The organism is Caballeronia calidae (assembly GCF_900044055.2).
In the GTDB taxonomy this organism is placed as follows: domain Bacteria; phylum Pseudomonadota; class Gammaproteobacteria; order Burkholderiales; family Burkholderiaceae; genus Caballeronia; species Caballeronia calidae.
In genome coordinates, this window is sequence record NZ_FCOX02000028.1 from 70,322 (window position 1) to 93,660 (window position 23,339).

The 23,339-nt window shown below is 63.8% G+C and carries 20 protein-coding genes and 1 tRNA gene; 6 read left to right on the forward strand and 15 right to left on the reverse strand.

Annotation, left to right across the window (positions count from 1 at the left end; all coding sequences use genetic code 11):
• Positions 1–99: 99 nt before the first annotated feature.
• Positions 100–1,071, forward strand: coding sequence for a LysR family transcriptional regulator (locus AWB78_RS23675; RefSeq protein WP_062608420.1), 972 nt, complete (start codon positions 100–102; stop codon positions 1,069–1,071).
• Here AWB78_RS23675 and AWB78_RS23680 read toward each other — a convergent pair.
• From AWB78_RS23680 to AWB78_RS23730, 11 genes are all read right to left on the reverse strand, one after another.
• Positions 985–1,401 (reverse strand): helix-turn-helix domain-containing protein, encoded by a 417-nt coding sequence (locus AWB78_RS23680; protein WP_062608421.1) that lies wholly within the window; start codon positions 1,399–1,401, stop codon positions 985–987. The genes AWB78_RS23675 and AWB78_RS23680 overlap by 87 nt on opposite strands.
• Positions 1,398–2,567 (reverse strand): NAD(P)/FAD-dependent oxidoreductase, encoded by a 1,170-nt coding sequence (locus AWB78_RS23685; RefSeq protein WP_062608422.1) that lies wholly within the window; start codon positions 2,565–2,567, stop codon positions 1,398–1,400. The genes AWB78_RS23680 and AWB78_RS23685 overlap by 4 nt, the downstream gene beginning before the upstream one ends.
• The gene (locus AWB78_RS23690) at positions 2,564–3,952 is read right to left on the reverse strand and encodes an FAD/NAD(P)-dependent oxidoreductase (RefSeq protein ID WP_062608423.1); all 1,389 of its coding nucleotides are present in this window, start codon (positions 3,950–3,952) and stop codon (positions 2,564–2,566) included. The genes AWB78_RS23685 and AWB78_RS23690 overlap by 4 nt, the downstream gene beginning before the upstream one ends.
• Positions 3,937–4,251: a (2Fe-2S)-binding protein gene (locus AWB78_RS23695; RefSeq protein WP_062608424.1), complete on the reverse strand. Its 315-nt coding sequence runs from the start codon at positions 4,249–4,251 to the stop codon at positions 3,937–3,939. The genes AWB78_RS23690 and AWB78_RS23695 overlap by 16 nt, the downstream gene beginning before the upstream one ends.
• Positions 4,248–6,071: an ABC transporter ATP-binding protein gene (locus AWB78_RS23700; RefSeq protein ID WP_062608454.1), complete on the reverse strand. Its 1,824-nt coding sequence runs from the start codon at positions 6,069–6,071 to the stop codon at positions 4,248–4,250. Before AWB78_RS23700 ends, AWB78_RS23695 begins: the two co-directional genes overlap by 4 nt.
• Positions 6,072–6,079: 8 nt before the next feature.
• Positions 6,080–7,012 carry an ABC transporter permease gene (locus tag AWB78_RS23705; RefSeq protein ID WP_062608425.1) on the reverse strand — a complete coding sequence of 311 codons (933 nt, stop codon included), beginning with the start codon at positions 7,010–7,012 and terminating at the stop codon, positions 6,080–6,082.
• Positions 7,009–7,965: an ABC transporter permease gene (locus tag AWB78_RS23710; protein ID WP_062608455.1), complete on the reverse strand. Its 957-nt coding sequence runs from the start codon at positions 7,963–7,965 to the stop codon at positions 7,009–7,011. The genes AWB78_RS23705 and AWB78_RS23710 overlap by 4 nt, the downstream gene beginning before the upstream one ends.
• A gap of 80 nt (positions 7,966–8,045) precedes the next feature.
• Positions 8,046–9,668, reverse strand: a complete 1,623-nt coding sequence (locus tag AWB78_RS23715; RefSeq protein ID WP_062608426.1) for an ABC transporter substrate-binding protein — start codon at positions 9,666–9,668, stop codon at positions 8,046–8,048.
• 80 nt (positions 9,669–9,748) lie between these two features.
• Entirely contained in the window at positions 9,749–11,023 is a 1,275-nt protein-coding gene (locus AWB78_RS23720; RefSeq protein ID WP_062608456.1) for an NAD(P)/FAD-dependent oxidoreductase, read from the reverse strand.
• A 28-nt stretch (positions 11,024–11,051) separates the two neighbouring features.
• A complete protein-coding gene (locus AWB78_RS23725) occupies positions 11,052–11,720 on the reverse strand; it encodes a haloacid dehalogenase type II (RefSeq protein WP_062608427.1) in 669 nt (222 codons plus the stop codon).
• 207 nt (positions 11,721–11,927) lie between these two features.
• Positions 11,928–13,406: an aldehyde dehydrogenase family protein gene (locus tag AWB78_RS23730; RefSeq protein ID WP_062608428.1), complete on the reverse strand. Its 1,479-nt coding sequence runs from the start codon at positions 13,404–13,406 to the stop codon at positions 11,928–11,930.
• Positions 13,407–13,596: 190 nt separating this feature from the next.
• On the opposite strand from AWB78_RS23730, the gene AWB78_RS23735 reads away from it, so the two are divergent.
• On the forward strand, positions 13,597–14,526 hold the full coding sequence (locus AWB78_RS23735) for a GNAT family N-acetyltransferase (protein ID WP_082883407.1): 930 nt from the start codon (positions 13,597–13,599) through the stop codon (positions 14,524–14,526).
• A gap of 30 nt (positions 14,527–14,556) precedes the next feature.
• Here AWB78_RS23735 and AWB78_RS23740 read toward each other — a convergent pair whose 3' ends face one another.
• The gene (locus AWB78_RS23740) at positions 14,557–16,134 is read right to left on the reverse strand and encodes an ABC transporter substrate-binding protein (RefSeq protein WP_062608430.1); all 1,578 of its coding nucleotides are present in this window, start codon (positions 16,132–16,134) and stop codon (positions 14,557–14,559) included.
• Positions 16,135–16,184: 50 nt separating this feature from the next.
• Positions 16,185–18,239, reverse strand: coding sequence for a multifunctional alkene reductase/demethylase OYE (gene oye, locus AWB78_RS23745; RefSeq protein ID WP_062608431.1), 2,055 nt, complete (start codon positions 18,237–18,239; stop codon positions 16,185–16,187).
• Between the two features lie 96 nt (positions 18,240–18,335).
• Between oye and AWB78_RS23750 the strand changes: the two genes are divergently transcribed.
• Positions 18,336–19,331 carry a LysR family transcriptional regulator gene (locus tag AWB78_RS23750; RefSeq protein ID WP_062608432.1) on the forward strand — a complete coding sequence of 332 codons (996 nt, stop codon included), beginning with the start codon at positions 18,336–18,338 and terminating at the stop codon, positions 19,329–19,331.
• On the opposite strand, the gene AWB78_RS23755 is transcribed toward AWB78_RS23750, so the two are convergent.
• Entirely contained in the window at positions 19,326–20,528 is a 1,203-nt protein-coding gene (locus AWB78_RS23755) for a mechanosensitive ion channel family protein (RefSeq protein ID WP_062608433.1), read from the reverse strand. The genes AWB78_RS23750 and AWB78_RS23755 overlap by 6 nt on opposite strands.
• Positions 20,529–20,709: 181 nt before the next feature.
• Between AWB78_RS23755 and AWB78_RS23760 the strand changes: the two genes are divergently transcribed.
• The 3 genes from AWB78_RS23760 to AWB78_RS23770 all read left to right on the forward strand — a co-directional run bounded on the left by AWB78_RS23760 (position 20,710) and on the right by AWB78_RS23770 (position 22,309).
• A tRNA-Leu gene (locus AWB78_RS23760) sits at positions 20,710–20,794 on the forward strand.
• Between the two features lie 285 nt (positions 20,795–21,079).
• Entirely contained in the window at positions 21,080–21,646 is a 567-nt protein-coding gene (locus AWB78_RS23765) for a hypothetical protein (RefSeq protein ID WP_157697605.1), read from the forward strand.
• A gap of 198 nt (positions 21,647–21,844) precedes the next feature.
• Positions 21,845–22,309 (forward strand): hypothetical protein, encoded by a 465-nt coding sequence (locus tag AWB78_RS23770; RefSeq protein ID WP_062608435.1) that lies wholly within the window; start codon positions 21,845–21,847, stop codon positions 22,307–22,309.
• An 18-nt stretch (positions 22,310–22,327) separates the two neighbouring features.
• Here AWB78_RS23770 and AWB78_RS23775 read toward each other — a convergent pair whose 3' ends face one another.
• Positions 22,328–23,263 carry a LysR family transcriptional regulator gene (locus AWB78_RS23775; RefSeq protein WP_062608436.1) on the reverse strand — a complete coding sequence of 312 codons (936 nt, stop codon included), beginning with the start codon at positions 23,261–23,263 and terminating at the stop codon, positions 22,328–22,330.
• Positions 23,264–23,339 lie beyond the last annotated feature (76 nt).

The window sequence follows — 23,339 nt, forward strand, 5'->3', positions numbered from 1 at the left end:
TCGTTCATCTCGTCAGAAAGAGAGCGGTTGGGAAAATACTAAGTCGCGATGTTTTTGACGGCAATTCCAAAATTGTTGGATCGGGCATAACATGAAGTCATGCCAAACCTTCGAAGAAAACTGCCCAGCGCGAATGCGCTTTTCGTATTCGAGGCCGCCGCGCGCTGCGGGAATTTCACACGCGCCGCACAAGAGCTTTATGTGAGTCAGCCGGCCGTCAGCCGCATGCTCGCGCGCATGGAAGACCATATCGGCGTGCGGCTCTTCGAGCGCGTGCGCGGCGGCATCGAACTCACGGAAAGCGGCGAGATTCTTTATCGCAAGATATCGGAAGGCTTCAGCGGCATCGAGAGCGCGATCCGCGAAATCGAGGCGCGCGCGACGGGCATCGAAACGGTCACGCTGTCGGTGTCCACGGGCTTCACCACGCATTGGCTGATGCCACGCATGAGCCGTCTGAATGAGGCGTTTCCTTCCGTCGATCTGCGGTTTCAACTGATATCGGGGCGTATCGGCGGGCCGCTCGTCGATGTCGATCTCGGCATGCGTTTTCTGCATGATGAAGAGATCGATGAAAACGCCGTGCTCGTGATGCCCGAAATGCTTTTGCCGCTTTGCAATCCGCGTTATCACGAACTCGCGCAAACCGATGCGGCGCGCGCGCATGGCGATACGGTCATCGTCATGGATGACGAGGAACGCGGCTGGCATGAACGCTTTCATGCGTTCGCCGAAAAGGAGCGTCATGCGGCGGGCATGTTGCGCTTCAACGATTACGCGATCGTCGTGCAGGCGGCGCTGCTCGGCCAGGGCATCGCGCTCGGATGGCTGAACGTGACATCGCACTGGCTCGCGCAAGGCGCGCTCGTGCCGACCGAAGAAGAGCTGATCGTCACGAGCCGGCGCTGTTGTCTGCTCACGCCGCCGAACCGGCCCGTGCGGCCCATCGTCGCCGATGTGCGCGAATGGATCATCCAGGAAGCGCTAAGCGACATGCGCGTCGTCGAGAGCAAATACCCGCGGCTCTGCTTGCGCGACGCGCTTCATCAGACCGGCATCGAACTCGGCTGAGCGCGCTTTCTTGCGCGTGCGCTCGACAAAGGCGCTCGGCGTCATGCCGCACAACCGCTTGAAATGCCGCGCCAGATGGCTTTGATCGAAGAAGCCCACTTCCGTCGCGACGACGGACCCCGGCACGCCCGCGAGCAACAAGGTCTGCGCGCGCCGCACGCGCAATTCGCACAGGTACTTGTAAGGCGAAAGCCCGAATTGCTCGCGAAACACGGTCGCAAAACGCGACACGCTCAGCGCCGAGAGATCCGCGAGTTGCGCAAGGCTCACGGTCTTGTCGAAATTGGCTTCGATATAGGCGAGCGCGTCGACGAGATTGGCTTGGCTCATGGCGAAGTCTCGGAGATGACCGATTCGGCGTGCGTCGACGGAGCGCGCTGAAATCGTCTGATGGAAAACGAAGCGAGATCGATGGGCGTGCTGCCGGTATCGAGCAATTCCGCGAGCGTTTCACCGACGCCCGGGCCGATCTGAAAGCCCGATCCGCTGAAGCCGAATGCATAGAAGAGACCATCGGCTTTCGAACTCGGGCCGATCACCGGCTCCGAATCCGGCAGATAACTTTCGACGCCGCTCCACACCCGAATCACATGGAGCGGGCGCATCGAGGGCACCATGCGGCGAAACTGCGCCATCTGCGCGACGGTGTTGTCGGGCAGCACGGAAGCGCGTCGCGTGCCTGCATCGGCGGGACCGGGCGGGCCACCGCCGAGCACGATATTGCCGCGCGGAATCTGCCGGAAATACACGCTCTCTTCCTTGATCGACGTGTACACGCCCATCGAGAACTTGAAGACGTAAGGCACGGGTTCCGTCACGGCCATCTGCGGGCCGCGTGCGGTGAGCGGCACGGGCTCGCCGAATTGCGTTGATAGCGCGTTGGCCCATGCGCCCGCGCAGATCAGCACTTGCTCCGCGCGATATACGCCGCCCGTTGCGGTGTCCACGCGAAAGCCTCCCGCCTCTTTCTCGACGCGCACCACGTCCACGTTCTCGACGATGTGCGCGCCGAGCCGCGCCGCCGCGCGTCCGAAAGCGGGCGCGGCGAGACGCGGATTCGCGTGACCATCGAGCGGCGAGATGGATGCGGCGAGCACGTCGCGGCCGAGAAACGGAAAGCGCCTGAACATCGCCACGCCTTCGAGCACTTCGAGATCGAGACCGTAGTCGCGCGCATCGGCGGCATAGCGGTGAAAATATTCCGCGTCATGCGCGTTATAGCACACGCGCGTATGACCCGATGGCAGGAACTCGACATCCTCGCCGAGCAATTCGCGCGAACGCCGCCATGTTTCGAGCGCGCGATTCGACATCGCGAGTTGTTCGAGCGCGCGTCCTTGCCGGCGCACGCCGCCGAAGTTCACGCCGCTCGCCTGCTGTCCGGTCAAACCGCGTTCGAGCACGATCACCGAGCGCTGGCGCCGGCGCAGAAAGAAGGCGGTCGTCGTGCCGACGATACCGCCGCCGATCACGATCACATCGGCGCGCTCGCTCATTCGCTCGTCTCCATGTCCTTGTGCGGCGCGAGCGCCATCGGCAGAGGTTTGACGGGTGCTTGCCCGCGCAGGCGACCCACCGCTTCGAGCGGCACGCGTGCTTCCGCCGCGATGACTTCCGCGCCCGCATGCGCGCAGAAACGGCCCTGGCATCGGCCCATGCCGACGCGTGAAAACGCCTTCGCGCGATTCGCTTCTTTCGCGCCCATTTCATTGACGACGTGTCTGAGCTCGCCAGCGGTAATCGCTTCGCAGCGGCACACGATCGTTTCATCCGGCAACGCGGCCGCGAAACGCGCGGGCCATGGGAACGCCGTACGCAAGCCCGCCGCGAAGCGCGTGAAGCGGTTTAGTTGCATGCGCAACTTGTCGGCTTCGGCGGCATCGTGCTTCATGCCGATGTCCTTCAACGCGGCCAGCGCCGCAAGCCGTCCCGCGCGTTCGGCCGCATCGGCGCCGCGCACGCGTGCGCCATCGCCCGCGAGATAGACGCCCTTGACGTTGCTGCGGCCGTCCATATCGGCAATGGGAAGCCATTGCTGCAACGCCTGATCGAAGCGGAATTCGCAGCCCGCGAGATCGGCGAGTTGCGTTTCGGAGCGCAAGTGATAGCCGAGCGCGACCGCATCGCAATCCACCTGAAGCGTGGCGCCGTTGGCCTGCTTCACGCGCACGCCTTGAACGCCGTGCTCCGGCGTTCCTTCGATCTCAACCGGCGTAATCCCGCGATGAACCGCCACGCGCGCGTCCTTCAGCACGCGCATCAACGCGATGCCTTTCTTAAGCGTCGAAGGAATCGCGAGCAATTGCGGCAACGCGCGGATACGTTGCGCGAATGTCGATGTATCGAGCACCGCGCTCACCGTCGCGCCCGCCTTCACATATTGCGCGGCGACGAGATAGAGCAACGGTCCGGTGCCCATCATCACGACGCGCGAGCCGATCGCGCAGCCCTGCGATTTCAACGCGACCTGTGCGCCGCCGAGGCTATACGTGCCTGCGTGGTGCCACCCGGGAACGGGCATCAGACGATCCGTCGCGCCGCTGCATATGACGAGCGCATCGAAAGCGATCTTGCGATGACGCGCGCCGCTCACCACATGCACCGCATTCGGCTCGATGTTCCACACGAGCGTATCGGGCACGTAGTCGATCTTCGCGCGCAACGCATCGAACGCATCATGCAATCCACGCGCGCGTTCTGCTTCGGTGCCGTACAAGGTCTCATACGTGCGCGTGAAACCTTCAGGCTGACGACGATAGATCTGCCCGCCATCGCGCCTGCCTTCATCGATGACCACAGGACGCAAGCCCGCCTCCACGAGCGCCTGCGCCGCGCGCACGCCCGCCGGCCCCGCGCCGATCACGATCACTGTCGCGGCCATACGCCCTCCTCGGCAACCGAAAGGCGCGTGACGATCGACATGCCTTCCACCGCCTGCGTCGTGCACGCGCGCAAGCGTTCGCCGCCCGCGGTCCACACCCAGCAGTCCTGGCACGCACCCATCACGCAGAAGCCCGCGCGGCGGCCGTCGCCGAACTCCGAATCGCGCAGGTCTTCTTGCGAGGTCAGCAACGCGACCATCAACGTGTCGCCTTCGGCTGCAAGCGCGCGCCTGCCGTCGATGACGATCTCGAACGTCCTGCGCCCTTTCTCTGCGACTCTGACGAAGCGTCCGCTCATGCCGTCACCGTTTCGATCGACTGCATGCGCGCGAGATCGTCGGCGCTGTGATGGCAGAGAATCTGCGCGCCCGATGGCAAAGTCTTCTTCTCGGGCGGCGTCACATTGCACTTGCCGTCGATGCGCGCCGCGCAGCGCGAACGGAAGCTGCACAGTTCGCGCGCATCGCTTTCCGGGCCGAGCGCGGGCAACGCGCCGAGCGCCATCGCGCGGCGCGAGTCGAGCCAGCCAGGACGCAGCGCGGGCACCGAATCGACCAGCAAACCCGTGTACGGGTGATACGGCGGATGCGAAAGCGCATCGCGCTGACCGGCTTCGACGCACTGGCCCGCATAGAGCACGATCACTTCATCGCAGATCGCGCGCACCGTCGATATGTCGTGGCTGATGAACATGTACGACACGTTCAGTTCGCGGCGCAGTTCCGCGAGCAGATCGAGGATCGCCGCGCCGACGACCGTATCGAGCGCGGACGTCACTTCATCGCAGAGAATGAGCTCGGGATTCGCCGCGAGCGCACGCGCAAGATTCACGCGCTGCTTTTGTCCGCCCGACAAGCCGCCCGGCTGCCGCTTCGCGATGGATGCCGGGAGCTTCACGAGATCCAGCAGCTCGAGCATGCGCTTTTGCGCTGGCGCACCACGCAGGCCGTGATAGAAGTTCATCGGGCGCGCGAGGATATCGGCGATCGTGCGGCTCGGGTTCAGCGCGGTATCGGCGTTCTGGAACACGATCTGCACGCGGCGATATTGATCGAGCGTGCGCTCCGATAGCTTCGCGGGCAGGGACTTTCCGTCCAGCAGCACATCGCCGCGCGCACGATCGACGAGGCCCGCGATCACGCGCGCGAGCGTCGTCTTGCCCGAGCCCGATTCGCCGATCACGCCGAGCGTGCTGCCGCGCGCGATCTTCAGGCTCACGTCGTCGAGCACGCGCACGGCGGGCACGCCGTTCGCGTCGATGCGGCCATAGCCCGCGCTCAGGTTGCGGATTTCGAGCAGCGGCGTTTCCTTCGCTGCATCGGCCGCGCACAGTTCGACTTCGGGCCGGCGCGTGGCCGCGAGCAATTGACGCGTGTAGTCGTCGACGGGCGCATCGAGCACTTGCGCGGTCGCGCCGTTTTCGCGCACGCGTCCGCCGTTCAATACGACGATGCGATCCGCCATCTGCGCGACGACAGCAAGATCGTGCGACACGTACACCGCTGTCGTGCCCAGCTCGCGCACGACGCCCTTGAACGCGGCGAGCACTTCGATTTGCGTGGTCACATCGAGCGCGGTGGTCGGTTCATCGAACACGACGACAGCGGGATCGGTGATCAACGCCATCGCCGCCATCAAGCGCTGCAACTGACCGCCCGACACCTGATGCGGATAACGGTCGCCGATGGTCTCGGGACTCGGCAACGCGAGCGAACGAAAGAGGCCGATGGCTTTCTCGCGTGCGGCGGCGGGCGTCATCAGCTTGTGCAGCAACGCGGGCTCGGTGACCTGATCCATGATCGTGCGCGCCGGATTGAAGCCCGCCGATGCGCTCTGCGCGACATACGCGATCGTGCGCGCACGCAATGCGCGCCGGCCCTTCGCATCGAGCGACAAGACATCCGTATCGCCGAGCCTGACCGAGCCGCCCGCGATGGAACAACCGCCGCGCGCATGCCCGAGCAGCGCCAGCGCGATCGTCGTCTTGCCCGATCCCGATTCGCCGATCAGCGCGAGCACTTCGCCCTTCTTCACTGTGAAGTCGACGCCCTTCACGATCTCGACCACCGGATCGGGCGCCGCGCCCGCAACGACGCGCAAGCCTCTCACTTCGATCATGTTCGTATTCACTGGCCGCCTCCATGCGAACGCGCGCCGTGACGACGCAGGCTGTCGATGAGCAGATTCACGCCGACGGTCAGCGTCGCGATGGCGACCGCGGGCATCAGCACGGCGGGCGCGCCTTCCGCGAGACCGCCGATGTTTTCGCGCACGAGCGAGCCCCAGTCCGCGTTCGGCGGCTGCACGCCGAGGCCGAGAAAGCTCAGGCCCGAAAGCAGCAGCACGATGAACACGAAGCGCAGGCCGAAGTCCGCGAGCATCGGATGAATCATGTTGGGCAGCACTTCGACACGCGCGATATAAAACAGCTTCTCGCCGCGCGCCTTCGCCACCTGCACGTATTCGAGCGTCATGATGTTCACCGCGAGCGAACGCGAGATGCGGAACGCGCCGGGGATATACGCGAGCGCGGCGACCATCATCAGCATCGGAATGGACGAGCCGAATGCCGCGATGACGACGAGCGCGAGAATCTTGCTCGGGATCGAGATGAGCGCATCGAAAAGGCGGCTCAGGACTTCATCGACCCAACGGCCTGAAACGGCTGCAACCAGACCGAAGAACGTGCCGATGACGCTCGCCGCCACCGTCGCTGCGAGCGCGAGGCCGACCGTGTATTGGGTGCCGTAGAGAATGCGGCTCAGCATGTCGCGGCCGAGATAATCGGTGCCCAGCAAATGCGCCGCGCTGTACGAGCCGAAGACTTCCGTCGACGTGAACGCGCCGCCCTTGTATGGCGCGATGACCGGCCCGATGAACGCGACCGCGAGCCAGAACACGACGATGAAAAGGCCGATCAGCCCCAGCACCGAAAAGCGGTGAACGAGGCGGCTCAACATGCCGCGCTTCGTGACGGCAGGCGCCTGCTCCTGCGGCGCATCGGCGGGTGGCTGGTCGTATAGCACGGTCGTGGCGTGAGAAGAGACGTTCCGATTCATCGTTGACGCAGCCTCGGGTTGGAGACGATCTGAGCCAGATCGGCGATGAGAACGAGCGCGAGATATGCCGCGCAGAACACCATCACGCAGCCCTGCACGAGCGGCATGTCGCGATTGGTGACGGCATCGACCATGAGGCTCGCGAGACCGGGATAGTTGAAGATCGATTCGACGATCACCACGCCGCCGAACAGATACGACAGCGAGAGCGCGACCGCGTTGGCAATCGGCCCGATGGTGTTGGGCAGCACGTGCCGCAACACCACACGCATCGGCGAAGCGCCTTTGAGCAAGGCCATTTCCACATACGAGGCGTTCAGCTGATCGAGCACCGCCGCGCGCGTCATGCGCGCCATCTGCGCGACGATCACGCAGCAGAGCGTCATCACGGGCATCGCATACGTTCGCACGAGCCCGCCGAACGACGACACGTCCGACAGATACGACAGCGCAGGCAGCCAGCGCAGCTTCACCGCGAAGATCAGCACGGCGATGGTCGCGACGAGAAACTCCGGCACGGCGACAGTGGAAAGCGTGAGCACGTTGAGCGTGCGATCGACGAGCGAGCCGCGATACATCGCCGAGAGAATGCCGATCAGGAGGGCGAGCGGCACGGACACGAGCGCCGTCAATCCCGCGAGCACGAGCGAATTCGGCAGGCGCGTCGCGATCAGTTCACTGACCGGCAGATTGTTCGACAGCGACGTGCCGAAGTTCCCCGTCACCACATGCACGAGCCATTGCACATAGCGCGTGATCGCGGGTTGATCGAGGCCGAACTGATGCCGCAGCGCTTCCACCTGCTCGGGCGTCGCGGCCTGGCCGAGCGCCTGTTGCGCGGCATCGCCCGGCAAGAGACCGGTGATGCCGAACACGACCATCGACACGATCCACAGCGTGAGCAGCGCGAGGCCGAGGCGCGCGGCGACGAGTCGTTGCGCATGAACTTTCATCGGATATCGCCTCTCGTTGAAGGGTTCGACAGCGCGCGCCGCCATGACAGGCACGGCGCGCGTCCGGTGTCAAAGCACGCTCATGCCTCGAGCCACACGTTCTCCGCGAACATCCAGCCCATCAGGCCCGCGAGCGGAATGCCGCCCAGGCCCTTCAGCTTCGACGTGTGCGCGTCGAGCGAGCTCTGGAACATCGGAATGCCGATGCCGCCATCCGTGTGCACGAGCTCCTGCATGTCGCCGTAGATCTTCTTGCGCTTCGCATCGTCCGGCTCGCCACGGGCGGCGACCAGCATCTGATCGAACTGCGCGCTCTTCCAGTTGGCTTCGTTCCACGGCGCGTCGGATTTGAAGAACTGCGTGAAGATCACATCGGCGCTCGGGCGCGCGTTGATGTTGCCGAAGCCGAGCGGATGCTTCATCCAGTGATTCGACCAGTAGCCATCGGAAGGCACGCGCACGACTTGCAGATTGATGCCCGCCTGCGGCGCGACCTGCTGCATCAGCACGGCCATTTCGACGGAGCCTTCCGCCGCCGGTGACGCATACAGCTGAATCGGCGTATTGCCGACCTTCGCCTTCTGGAAGTGGAACTTGGCCTTGTCGGGATCGAAGGCGCGTTGCGGCAGACCCGACATGTAGTACTTGTTGCTCGGATCGATCGGCTGATCATTGCCGATCGCGCCATAGCCGCGGAAAATCGTCTTGCGCATCTGCTCGCGGTCCATCAGATACGTCATGCCGCGGCGGAAGTCCGCGTTGCCCGTGATGCCGCCATCGTCGCGCATGATGAGATCGGTGTACTGGCCCGTCTTCGTTTCCAGCACCGCGAAGCCCGGCGTGCCCTTGATGCGCTCGGTCGAACGCGCGCTCACCGCGTTGATGAGTTGCACGTCGCCCGACATGAGCGCATTCACGCGTGCGGGTTCATCCGCAATGCCGATCAGCTCCACTTCGTCCAGATGCGGCATGCCCGGCTTCCAGTACTTCTCGTTGCGCACGCCCACGGTACGCACGCCCGGCGCAAACTCTTTCAGCTTGAACGGGCCCGTGCCGACGGCCGTCTTGAAGTCCGTGGTGCCATCCTTGATGATGAGGAAGTGCGAGTCCGCGAGAATCACCGGCAGGTCGGCATTCGCGCCCGTCAGCGTGATGGTCAGTTCGTTCGGGCCGGTCGCCTTGACCTCCTTGAACTGATCCGCGAGCGTCTTCGCTTTCGAGCCGACCGCCGGATCCTTATGGCGCATCAGCGAATAGATGACGTCCTGCGGCGTGAGCGACTTGCCGTCGTGGAACTGCACGCCGCTGCGCAGCTTCGCGACCCACACGATCGCGTCCTTCGTTTCCAGGGATTCGGCGAGCGCCATTTTCGCGCCGAGACGATTGTCGAGTTCCGTCAGGCCGCTATAGAACATGAACGCGCGTGCATAGTCGGTGCCGAGCGCGCCCTTGGCGGGATCGAGCGTATCGGCGGCGGACGAGGACTGCGTCGCCACGCGGATGCGTCCGCCCTGCTTCGGCTTGTCCTGCGCAAACGCGGCGCCGCTCGCGGTCAGAAGCCCCGCGCCCGTCACCGAGAGAAGTCCGCCCGCGGCCATCGCACGCAGTACGTTGCGCCGCGACGCGCCACGGCGCGTCAGTTCTTCGAGCCGTTTGCCGGCATCGGCATGGGCGAGTGCTTCAGGCGATTTGTCGATGCTCATGAACTTCTCCGCGATAGGGGCTGTAAATGTTCGACGGCTTGATCGTTATATGAAGGCCGCCTGTCTTTGCTTCCGATGCTTCAATAGAACACGTCTTTGATCGAGTAATACGCGCCGACGAGCGGCAGAAACCACGGCTTGCCCGTATGACCCGGAATCGCGGGCCAGTCGAAATCGCGCCAGGGGTTCGCGTCCGCGTTGCCGTTCATCACGTCGGCCATGACCTGGCCCATGTGCGTCGACATCTGCGTGCCGTGGCCGCTGTAGCCCATCGAGTAATAGATGCCGTCGTGCTGGCCCGCGCGCGGCAGGCGGTCGGCGGTGATATCGACGAGTCCGCCCCAGCAATAGTCGATGCGCGCATCGGCCAGACTCGGGAAGATCGATGCGAGATTCGCTTGCAGAATGCGCCCGCTCTTCGCATCCGATGGACGCTCCGATGCGGTGAAACGCGCGCGTCCGCCGAGCAGCAGGCGCGCATCGGGCGTGACGCGAAAGTAGTTGTGCATCAGACGGCTCGTCGTGTACGAGCGTCGATTCGGCATCAGTCGTTGCAGCTGATCCGCGGGCAACGGCTCCGTCACGATGATGAACGAGCCGACCGGCGCGAGCCTGCGCCGATACCACGCGAACGGGCCGTGCTTCGACGGACCCGTTGCGATCAACACCTGCTTCGCGTGCAACGTGCCGCGCTTCGAATCGATTCGATACGCGCCGCCTTCCTTCGCGATCGCAGTGACTTCAGCGTGCTCATAGAGACGCGCGCCTTGCTTCACCGCGGCCTGCGCGAGTCCGGCGGCGAACTTGCCCATATGCATCTGCCCGCCATGACGCTGCAACAGGCCGCCATGAAAGGCATCCGATTGCACTTCATTGCGGACCTGCTCGCGATCGAGCAGATCGATGTCGGGATCGACTTCGCGCCGGATCAACTCGGCGGTCTTCGCGATGTGTTCCAGATGATGCGGCTTCGCGGCGAGCTTCAGCTTGCCCGACGCGAGATAGTCGCAATCGATGTTCTCTTCACGGATCAAACGCTCGACGGTGCTCACGGCCGCCGCATACGCGCGATAGCAGCCTTGCGCGCGCTCTACGCCGAGTTGCGAGCGCAGCGCCGCATAATCCTGCGCGACGCCCGTATTGCACTGACCGCCGTTGCGTCCCGACGCGCCGCCGCCCATGCGCCCGGCATCGAGCACGACGACCGACGCGCCGCGTTTGCCCAATGCGAGCGCCGCCGACAAACCCGTGAACCCGCCGCCGATCACGGCGACATCGGTCTGACCATCGGCCGGGCCTTCGCACGTCGAGACCATCGCGGGCGTGGAGTCGAGCCAGTAGGAGTCGAGTTTCATCGGCATTGCTCGCGTGAAGTGGCGTTGATTACAGACCGAGTTGGCCGGCGAGATCGCCGATGGTGTCCACTTCGTAATACTCGTAGTACGGCGTGCCCGGCTCGTGGCCGCGCTTCACGAACGCCTTGTGCTTGACGCCCATGTCGTGTGCGGTCATCAGGTCATAGCGCAGGCTCGACGACACATGCAGCACGTCTTCCGGGTTGCAGTTCAGTTGATCGAACATGTACTCGAAGCCCTGCATGCGCGGCTTGTACGACTGCGCCTGCTGCGCCGTGAACACGCGATGGAACGGCGCGCCGAGCTTGTCGACGTTGCTTTGAATCTGATCGTTCGATGCGTTCGACAGAATCACGAGCTTGTACTTCTTCGCCAGGCGCGAGAGGCCTTCCGGCACGTCCGGATGCGGGCCCCACGTCGGCACGGCGAGGTAATACTTCTCGGCTTCGGCTTCGTTGAACTCGACGTTCATGCGCTCGCACGTGCGGCGCACCGCGTTGACGATCACGTCGCGGTACGGCTTCCATGCGCCGAGCACCTCATCGCGACGATAGCCCGAGAAGAACTTGACGAATTGCTCCAGGTCGTCGCCTTGCAGGCGGTCGGCGTACATCTCGCGCGCCATATCGGCCATGCGGAACTTCGTCAGCGTGCCGTAGCAGTCGAATGTGATGTACTTCGGCTCGAAATCGATCATGGTGTCAGTCCTGTCGTGTGATGAACCCGTCCGGAGTTCAGTGGTGAAAACAAGGAACAGCGATTCGTTATGAAAAATTTAAACAAGGCAAAAATGACTGATGGCGTTGAATGCGTGCCTCGCGACGATACAAGTCATGCGTTTTGAGGCATCGCCACAGCAGAAAATGCGGCGGCTTTTTCGAACGTTCGTGCTTGCTGGTCTGCCTTAGCCTTCGGTATCGATGAGCACGCTCTTGAAGCGCAGATTCGCTTCGTAAGCCTGCCGCCCGAGATCCTTGCCGATGCCCGAGCGCTTGTAGCCGCCCGTCGGAATCACGAAGTCGCTCGTGCGTCCATAACGGTTGACCCATACCGTGCCCGCTTCGATGCCGCGCACCATGCGCAATGCGCGGCCGATGTCCGCCGTATGCACGCCCGCCGCCAGACCGTATTCGGGATGCGCGGCGAGTTCGAGCGCTTCTTCTTCGGTGTCGAATGACTGCACCGTGAGCACCGGGCCGAAGATTTCGCTGCGCACGGCGTCGCTGTCCTGCGTGACGTCGCACAGCAAGGTCGGTGAATAGAACGCGCCGGGCGTCGCGGCATCCGCGCGTCTGCCGCCGCAACGCAAGGTCGCGCCGCCCGCGATGCTGCGTTGAACGATCGCGTCGATACGCTGCGCCTGCGGCTCGGAGATGATCGGCGGCAAGGTCGTGCCGGCTGCCCATGTCGGACCCGCCTTGAGCTCGCTGAAGGCTTGCGCGATGCGTTCGGTCAACTCATCCGCGATCGCGCGTTGCACGAGCAGCCGCGAGCCCGCGACGCACACTTGCCCCGCGTTGCCCGTGATCGCGCCCGCGATGCGCCGCGCCACTTCGTCGATGCGCGGTGCATCGGCGAAGACGATCTGCGGGCTCTTGCCGCCGAGTTCGAGCGTGACGGGCTTCGTGCCCGTCTCAGCGCACGCGGCCATGATCGCGGCGCCGGTGCGCGTCGATCCGGTGAAGGTGACCTTGCCGATGCGCGGATGACGCACGAGCGCATCGCCGGTCGTGCGGCCATCGCCCTGAACGACGTTGAAGATGCCCGGCGGCACGCCGGCTTCGAGCGCGAGTTCGGCGAGACGCAATGCGGAAAAAGGCGTCATCTCCGAAGGCTTCAGCACGACCGCGTTGCCCGCCGCGAGCGCGGGCGCGGTCTTCCATATGCCCATCACCAGCGGAAAATTCCACGGCGCAATCGCTCCGATCACGCCATACGGCTCGGCGATCGTCATGCCCAGATGCCGATGGTCCGTCGCCGCGACATCGCCGCCGATCTTGTCGGCGAACTCCGCATAGAAGCGGATGCTTTCGGCGGTGAACGGCACGTCCCAGTTGTAGGCATCGCGCACGGGACGCGTCGAGCCGAGCGCTTCGAGCGGCGCGAGATTCGCGGCATCGGCGGCGACGAGATCGGCGAACTTGCGCAGCACGCGTGCACGCTCGCGTGGCGCGCGGCGCGCCCAGTCGCTCTTCCTGAACGCGCTGTATGCGTTCTGCACGGCGTAGTCGATCATCGCGTCATCGGCGACGGGCACCGATGCATACGCGACGCCATCCGATGGCCGCGATACGTCGATGCGCGACGCGCCCGCATCGATCAATTCGCCGCCGATGAAGTGCCCGCTCCTGATGGCGATGCTGGCAGGATCGAACCGGTCCATATGCGTGAGTCCTCCTCCGGGATGTTGCGTTGACATGGCTTTATCGTAGGACCAGCGCACCGGCATATTTCGCTGACAAAATTGCCGATTCGGCACAGCGCGCGCGTTCTTGCCGCGATAACCTGCGGTTTTGCGTTGCACCACGCGCGCCGGCCCATGTGCCGCGCGGGACAGGAAGATCGTCCTAGCCATGCGCGCTGCGCGGTGTCACAGTCACGGTAAATGTCTTCAAAGTGAGGAGGCCGGCGTGCCCGACTCGAGCAAGAACGATGTGATCGAATACCGGGCTTTCACGCTCGATGACATCCCCGCAGCGCACGCGTTGACCACGTCCGTCAAATGGCGGCATCGTCCGGACGACCTGCGCTTCGCGGCGCGTCTCGGCCATGGCTTCGCCGCCGTCGACAGCCAGGGCCGGGTCGTCGGCACGGCGCTCGCGTGGCAATTCGGCGCGGATGCCGCAACGCTCGGCATGTTCATCGTGTCGCCGGAGCATCAGCGGCGCGGCATCGGACGCGGACTGCTCGATCGTCTGATCGCGACGCTCGGCTCGCGCATGCTGCTCATTCACGCATCGAATGAAGGCAAGCCGTTGTGCGAGGCACGCGGCTTCACGCACATCGACACGATTCATCAGCATCAGGGCGCGGCCTTTCAGCCGCCGCTCGTCTCGCTTCCGCCGGGCGAACGGCTGCGTCCGATCGGCGCGAAGGACACGCCGCGTCTCGCCGAACTCGCCTCGCGTGCGAGCGGAATGGATCGCACCGGGTTGCTGCCGGAACTGCTCGATGTCGCGAGCGGCATCGCGCTCGATCGCGATGGCGAACTCATCGGCTTCGCGCTCTTCCGCCGTTTCGGCGACGGCCATGTGATCGGCCCGGTGATCGCGCCCGAATCGCCGGACCAGAGCCGCGCGAAGGCGTTGATCAGCTATTGGCTCGCGCTGAACGCGGGCATGTTCGTGCGTGTCGATACACCGCTGCGCTACGGGCTTTCCGCGTGGCTCGAAGGGCTCGGGCTGCCGCTCGTCGATACCATCGAGCAGATGGCGCTGAACGGCACGCCATCCGCCGATGAATCGCTCACGCAATTCGCGCTGACGAGCCAGGCGTTGTGGTAACCCGGCCGTGAACATCGGTGCGACCGATGTTCACGCTTTCTCCAGCCACGCGAACTCCGCGAACCGATAGCCCATCACGCGGCCCGATGGCGTGCCCTTCAATCCGCGCAGCGTCGAGCTCTGCGCGTCGATGAAGTTGATGAACGCCGGAATCACGAGACTGTTCTTCTCGTAGATGATCGTCTGCATATCGCCGTATATCTGCTTGCGCTTCGCTTCGTCGCGTTCGCGGCGCGCCTGCACCAGCAGTTGATCGAACTGCTCGTTCTTCCAGCCCGACTCGTTCCAGTTCGCATTCGAGCGGAAGAACTGCGTGTACAGCAGATCGAGCGTCGGGCGCGGCAGAATCGAGCCGTAGGTCATCGGGTACTTCATCCAGTAGGTCGTCCAGTAGCCGTCGGCGGGCACGCGGCGCACGTTGATGTCGATGCCCGCCTGCTTCGCGGCCTGCTGGATCATCATCGCGGAATCGAGCGCGGTCTCGACCGATGGCGGCGCGATGATCTCTGCGCGCGCGCCCGGCGTGCCGGCCTTCTTGAAGTGGAACTGCGCCTTGTCGGGATCGTATGCGCGCTGCGGCAATCCCTTCATGAAATACGGATGCCACTCCGGCACCGGATGATCGTTCGCGAGCGTGCCGTGACCGCGCAGCATCACGGTCACGATGCGCTGCCGGTCGTGCAGATACTTGATGCCTTCGTTGAAGTCCGCGCTCTTCGTCGGCAGCATGTCCTGCCGCAATGCGAGGTCCGAATAAAGTTGCGACGGGCTTTCGAGCACCGTCACCTTGCCCGTCTGCTTGACGCGATCGACATCGCGCGCGGGCAGCGGCGAGATGAGCTGCACATCGCCCGCGAGCAGCGCATTGGTGCGCGCCGCATCGTCGCCGATGCCGATGATCTCGACCTCATCGAGATACGGACGACCCGGCTTCCAGAAGTTCGGATTGCGCGTGCCGATGCAGCGTTGCGCCGGCGTGAACTCCTTGCACACGAACGGGCCCGTGCCGTTGCCCTTCGAGAAATCCGTCGTGTTCGCGGCCACGATCACGAGATGCGGAATCGCGAGCAGCGCGGGAAGATCGACATTCGGTTCCGTCAACGTGATCTCCACCTTCAGCGGCCCGACCGCCTTCACCGAGCTGATGCCGTCCACGATCGACTTCGCCTTCGATGCCGTCGCCGGGTCCTTGTGGCGCATCAGCGAGAACACGACATCGTCGGAGGTGAAGGGCTTGCCGTCGTGGAAGTGCACGTTGGGCCGCAGCGTGACGGTCCATTTCACGAAGTCGTCGGATTCGAGCTTTTCCGCGAGCGCGTTTTGCGTCTTGAAGTCGGCGTCGAGTTCGGTGAGGCCGCTATAGAACATGTACGCGCGCGAATAGTCGCCGGTATGCGTGCCCTTCGAGGGATCGAGCGAATCCATCAGCGACTGGTTCGCCAGCGCCACACGGATGCGTCCGCCGCGTTGCGGCGTGGGCTCGGTCGCCGCGAACGCGAGTGTCGACGCGCCCGGCAGGATGAGGGTCGCCGCGCCCGCGGCGGCCAGCGTTTTCATCGCCTTGCGGCGGCCAGGATCGGCGACAACGAGTTCCTTCGGCAATGTCATGGTCAGTCTCGCTCGGTCATGTCGTCATGCGGATAGGATGGAACGTGCCTTCAGAGCGCCATGCAAAGTCTGTAGGCGTCGTAGATGGCCGTGTGGATGTCGCGCGACGCGCTCGCGTCGCCGATGCGATACAGATGGAACTGCCCTTCCTCGCCTTGTTGCGCCGCTGGCTGCGGCTTGCCCGTGGCGAATGCTTCGAGATCGGTATAGCCGTCGTTGATCGAATACATGCGCGCCGCCTCGAAGAGATCTTCGACCGCGAGCATGCCGCGCTCGACGACGACATGATCCGCCTCCATCTCCACGAGATCATTCGTCAGATGATGACGGAACACCGCGCGGCGCTTGCCGCTATCCGCCGTGCTCACTTCGATCAGTTCGATGTTCGTGCGCACCGGCACATCCCAGCGCGCGATGTTGCGCATCCAGACCTGATCGTCGCCGCGTCCGCCGGTTTCCTGCGCGGGCATGCTGTCGATGAGTGCGAGCGATACATCGAGGCCCGCATCGACATAGCGCTCGGCGCATAGGTACGCGTTGTGACGGCCCGTGCCGTCGTAGACGAGCACGCTGCCCTCGCGCGGCGCCGTTTCCGTGAGCGCGTCGAACACGGACTTGCATAGCTCGCCGCCCGGCAACGCATCGAGATTCGGCAGCCCGCCCGTCGCGATGATGACGACATCCGCGCCATGATCGAGCACGTCGCTCAATTCCGCGTAGTGGTTGTAGCGCACGTCGACGCCGAGCTTGTCGAGCTGCGACACGCGCCAGTCCACGATGCCGATGAGATCGCGCCGCCAGCTTCCCGTCGCTGCGAGCAGCATCTGTCCGCCCGCCGTCGAGTTCGCTTCGAGCACGGTGACGTCGTGGCCGCGCGTCGCGCTGATACGTGCCGCTTCGAGTCCCGCCGGTCCCGCGCCGACGATCAACACGCGCTTCTTCTGCGCGGCCTCCGCTATGTCATGCGTGAGATATGTCTCGCGCGATGTCGCCGGATTATGGATGCACGTCGCGCGGAAATTGCGGCAGAACGATGCGCCGACGCACGGCCGCGCCTCGTCCTCCTTGCCCGCTTCGACGAGCTTGACGAGATGCGGCTCCGCGATGTGCGCCCGCGTCATGCCGACCATGTCGAGCAGGCCCTCGCGGATCGCATAGCGCGCGGTGGCGAGATCGGCGATCTTGGCCGCATGAAACACGGGCAGATCGACCGCGCGCTTGAACGCGGCGGCCTTCGGCAGCCACGGCGCGGACGGCACGAACATCGCGGGCATCGAATTCAGCGCGAGCGACATCTTCGTGTCCATGCGCCCGAACGTGACATTGAAGAAATCGAAAAGGCCGGTGCCCTGCAGGATGCGCGACATCTCGAGCCCTTCCTCGAAGCTGCATCCGTCTTCGAGCGCGAAGCGAAAGCCGACGATGAAATCGTCGCCCACCTGCTTGCGAATCTCTTCGTGGACCTCGATCGCGAAGCGCACGCGATTGGCCGTCGAACCGCCGTATTTGTCGGTGCGCAGGTTCACGGTCGGGTCCATGAACTGGCCGATGAGATGCCCGCCCGCATGCGTTTCGATGCCGTCGAGGCCGCCATCGCGGCAGCGCTGCGCCGCGAGACCGAAATCGCGGATCACGCGTTTGATGTCCGCCTCGTGAATCGCCTGAGGCACCGCGCGATGCAGCGTTTCGCGCACGGGCGATGGCGCGATCATCGGCAGCCAGGGTTCCGTGTAGGCATCGCCGCGCCGCCCGAGATGCGTGATCTGGCACATCAGCGCCGCGCCGTGCGTATGCACGCGATCGGAGAAGCGCCGCAGATGCGGCACCACGGCATCGGTCCCGACGTTGATCTGCTGGAACGTGTTCGGGCTGTCGAGGCTCACGTTCGACGAGCCGCCGAACATCGTCAGCGCGATACCCCCTTTCGCCTTTTCCTCGTGATACCGTTGATAGACCTCTTGCGGGAATTCATCGCGTGTCAGGCGGCTTGCGTGACTCGTGCTCATCACGCGGTTCCTGAGCACGAGATGCTTGAGGGTGAACGGCTGAAGCAATGGATCCGATGAAGCAGGTGCGGCGGCGCGGTTATCGGTGTCGTGTGTCATGGCCTGCCAGATGAAGTGGGCGTCGGAGCCAAGGTAAGGAGGCCAATACGCGCCGTCAAATTACAAATGGATGCATGCCCCATAACATGGTGTTGTATGAGTCTCCGACTTCCATCGCTTCAGGCACTGCTGGTCTTCGAAACATCCGCGCGGCTTTTGAGCTTCACCAAGGCGGCCGGCGAACTGAACGTGACGCCCGTCGCGGTGAGCCGCATGGTGGCGCGGCTCGAAGACGCGCTCGGTTTCAAGCTCTTCGAGCGCACGAAGCTAGGGCTAACCCTGACTGATCGCGGCGCAACATTGCAGCGCGCCGTCGCGTCCGGCTTCGGGCAGATCGGCGATACCATCGACGAACTCAAGCGCGATCACGCGCAAGGCGAGATCGTCACGCTGTCGCTCGCGAGCGGATTCGCCGCGCTGTGGCTTTTGCCGCGTTATGCCGACTTTCGCCGTGCGTTTCCTTCCGTCAATCTGCGCTTGCAGGTGATGCCCGGCCGCCTGTATGGACCGCTCGAAGACGCGGACCTCGGCATCCGTCTGCATGGGCCAGGCTCGGAGAAAGATCCGCTTCTGATGTGCCCGGAGATCATCGTTCCTATCTGTAGTCCGAACTATCTCGCGGAGTTCGGTCCGCTCGATGCGCCGAAGAGCATCGAAGGTCACGCCTATATTCATCTCGACGTCACTACGCTTTCATGGGCGGATTTTCATCGTGCGACGGGTCTGTCCGATAGAGGCATCGGCGAGGCCGTGCATCACACGGACCCGGGGCTCGCCGTGCAGTGCGCGATGCTCGGCCAGGGCGTCGTGCTCGGCTGGCTGCTCGCGATCGCGGCGCCGCTCAACGAAGGCAAGGTCATTCCGGCGTGGGACCGTTATATCGAAACGGGCTGCAATTATGTGCTCGAACATCGCTCGTCGAACCCTTCGGAGAGCACGCGCGCGGTGGCGCAATGGCTCATCGACGAGATGAAGAAAGAGCTCGATGACGCTCGACGCGTGCTCGCTCCGTTGCGAGCGGTGCCGAAGCATCGTGTCGAACAGTCCGCGCGACGCGCCGAGCCCGCGGTCACGGATTCATCGCCGTCATGATGCCGCGGACGACGAGCGCTCTTTCTGCCAGCAGCGCAGGCCGAACAGCGGCACGACACCATAAGCGTGATCGAGCATGTCCGAGAGCAGACTCTCGTATCGCTCCCAGCGTATCTCGTTGATATAGACGCATATCTCCAGCGCGACGACGGGCGCAGCGGACTGCACATGACGAATCACGAGCGGAAGATCGCGTCGCACGGCGGGATGCTCGCGGAAATATCCGGCGAGATAGAGCCGATACAGGCCGAGATTCGTGCGGCGCTGGCCTTCGGGCGCCGCGAGCGGACCCTCGATCGCATCGCGCAGACGGGCGAGCAGCGCGTCGTCGGGAAAGCGAATGGTGTCGGCATCGATGTGAATCGCATGACGCATGCGCCGCCCGCCCGACTCGAACATGCCGCGCCAGTTCTTCACGCTGTGCGTCAGAAGGATCTGGCTCGGCAACATCACGATCGTGTTGTCGAAGTTGCGTATCTTGATCGTGTTGAGCGCGATATCGACCACGATGCCATCGGCGACATGTCCCGGCACTTCGATCCAGTCGCCGACGCGCAGCATGTCATACGCCGCGAGCTGAATGCTGGCGACGAAGCCGAGCAGCGAGTCGCGGAAGATGATGATGAGCAGCGCGGTGATGGCGGACAGACCTGTCAGCAGATAGAGCGGCGAGCGCTCCAGCAGCAACGACACCACCGCGATCAGCGCGACCAGATACACGACGATGGTGGCGATTTGCAGAAAGCTCTTGATCGGCCTTTCGTTGGCTGACGGAAAATGGCTGTAGCGCTCGTCGATGCTGTCACGCAGCGCGAGCGCCGCGCGCACCAGCGTGTAGACCATGTAGCAGGCCGCGAGAATCGCCAAAGGCCGGCCGAGCGCCGGGATCAGCGGGAACGTGAGGCCGGAGAGCATCGGCGCCGACAGGTAGACGATCGCCGCGGGCACGAGCGGCGCGAGCCGGTGAAACACGCGATGACGCTCCGCCGCGATCAGCCACTTGCGCCCTTCCTTGCGCGCGAGCCGGCTGACGATCATCAGCATGATCGAGCGCGTCACGTAGTAGCAGATCACGCTCGCCAGCAGAATCGCCAGCAGCAGGGCGGCCACGAGCAGGGTCGCGACGGCCCAGCTATCGGTGGAGACGTGGACTTGCCAGTCCGGTCCGACTTCGAAATGCAAGCTGTTGCCGAACATGGACGCTCCTGATCCGGGCGAACCGATGAGATTATTCAGTCGAATCGGCGGTGACACTTGCTACGCTGGGTATTGTAGTAGCGGTGCCTCGGGTAGTAGCGGGGCCTCGGTCTTCGAAATCGAAGCAATGTACACAGGCTCTTCGCATTTGCCGATTTTCCCGCTACAATGCGGTCCCCTTGCCCAGGTGGCGGAATTGGTAGACGCACTATCTTGAGGGGGTAGCGCCGAGAGGCGTGCGGGTTCGAGTCCCGCCCTGGGCACCAGATACATTTCGAACGTTCACCACGTTCGACCGAAACCCCGACGTCGAAAGGCTGTCGGGGTTTTTGCGTTTCGCCGTCGCTTGCGTTCGAGCGTGTCGGAAGATCGAAGTCGAAACGTGCGTCGTATGGCGCGCCATGCGGCTCGTGTCGATATGCTTCCCTGTTACGCGGACAGCGCGGGTCGCTGACGCGTGGTTGCGCAGACAGCGTCGCACAATCGCCTCACGTTGTTTTGTTATGCTAACTACTTGCGTTCGTTAGCAAGCGACGGAATGGAGGATGCGAGTGGGCAATGAAGTAAGACTGCGCCGACTATCGTTGACGCTGCGCAGGCGTCGCGATGTGCTCTTTACGAGCCGCGACGCAGAACAGCGTGCCACCGCCGGTGCGCGATGCTTCCTGGCCGACAAATTCAGTTGGTCGCACGATCGGCAGATCATGGCAGAGTTGCGCACACTGCTCGAACTGAGTGACGACGACGCTTCCGCTGCGTGGAAGATCGAGCGCGCGATTGAAACGGGCGAACTGGTAACGGTTCCGGATCAGCCCATGAAAGGCACATCGGTTCATCAGAACGCGGGCGGCGAGCGCCGCGGGCCCAAACCGCGCGACGTTGTCGCTGCGTTGCCGTTGTTCCGGCGCGCGGCGAGCGTCGCGGCCAGCGTGCGTTCGTTTGAACGGCCGAGACTTCCGAGACTGCCGGCGGAAGATTTTCCGGCCATCTGGGCCGCCGAGCCCGGCGACGTCCTGCCGGATGGAACGATCGCCACGGCGCTCAGCGATGCGCGGCCGTTCGAATATGTACCTGAGGATTTCAGCGACGACACGCTGGAAATCGCGCGCGCGGCGTGAGTATGAGGGGCAACGAACCGGGTGGTTTTCGTGTCAATGCGAATGGGTTGGACGTGGATTACTTCGATTCGGCGGGTAAGCTTTGCGCGCAATATCACGCCAGTCACGGCGAGCCGCACGGCCATAATTTTTTCGAAGGAAAGCGAGACAACGCGCACCTTCCCATGTCATCGATCAACTGTGAGTGAGTAGAACGCAATGAGCATTCCGGAAAAGACTTGGGGCTGGGAACTGGCGACCAATGCCGACGCACTGGTAAAGGTGCTGGGAGGCTACCCATCCTTTCACGATTCGGCAGTGCGATCCTTGTGTATGCGAAGGGGGCGCGAGACTCGCGAGGGACTGGACGGCCGGGAGCTGCCCGGTACGCAAACACGCGACGTGATCGACGTGCGCCTCGAAGTGCTCCATGACCGATATGGTCCGCCGCCTGTCCCTGGTCGCGCTGACCGTATCGTCGTGATCGACTGCCTGGATGTTCGCACGTCGGAAATCGACCTGAATGCCATGCTCGAAGAGGCGACGATCATGGAAATGACGCTGACGCAGGCTCCGGATAATCTGCTCGAGCTGGACCTGTTGCCGAATGTCGGACTCGACCTTCGGCTGACATGCGCCAAGGTCGTTATTAGCGATCTGCTCCCCTACGTGCGCCCGCGATGAAAACAGTCTGCCTTTCCCTCACTTCCCCCGCACCTTCCGCTTCTCCCCCACCGCCCCCACCTCGGCCCCCGACTGCACCAGAAACTCCCGAAACGCATTGGCCACCTGCGGCAAGCGCCGCTCCGACATGTGCACGACATGCCATGACCGCTCGATCGGTGTCGAGGGCACCGGCAGCGTCGCGAGCAGTCCCGCCTGCATCTCCAGCGCGCACGCGTGCAGCGAAAGAAACGCCACGCCGAGTCCCGCTTCGACGAGCTGCTTGATCGCTTCATTGCTCGACAGCTCCGACGCGGCATGCAGCTTCAATCCCGCCTCCTTGAAGAGCCCCTCGATCGCGACGCGCGTGCCCGAGCCGCGCTCCCTGACGAGCAGGTTCGCCGCCTCTAGATCGGTCAGATGCAGGCGCTTCGCGTGCATCAGCGGATGCGACGGCGCGGCGACGAACGCCATCGGATGCTTCGCGAATGCCGCCGCGCTCGTGCGCAGCTCGCGCGGTTGCCGTCCCATGATCGCGAGATCGATTTCGTTCGTCGCGAGCATGCGCACGATGTCATCGCGATTGCCGATGCGAAACTGCAGCTTCACGCCCGGCCTTTGCTTCGTGAATCGCACGAGCAGCGGTGGAACGAGATATTCCGCCGTCGTGATCGCGCCGATGCGCAGCGTGCCGCCCAGCTCGCCGCGCAGCGCCGCCACTTCCTCGCCGGCCTCGTTCCAGAGGCTCAGGATCTCGTTCGCATAACGCGCCATCACCTCGCCCGCGGCCGTGAGCTGAACCTCGCGGCCCACGCGCCGCAACAGCGGCGTGCCCGCCGCCTCGCCCAACAGCGAAATCTGCAGGGACACCGCCGGCTGCGTGAGATGCAGCTCCACGGCCGCGCCCGAAATGCTGCCCACGCGCGCCACGGTCTGCAGCGTCCTCAATTGCCGGAAGGTCGTCGTCTTTAACATTAGTGAAAACTTATGAGTCGGCGATAAATACTAAATAGCGCAAATGTTTTCGCGACCTTATATTTTTTCCAACGAG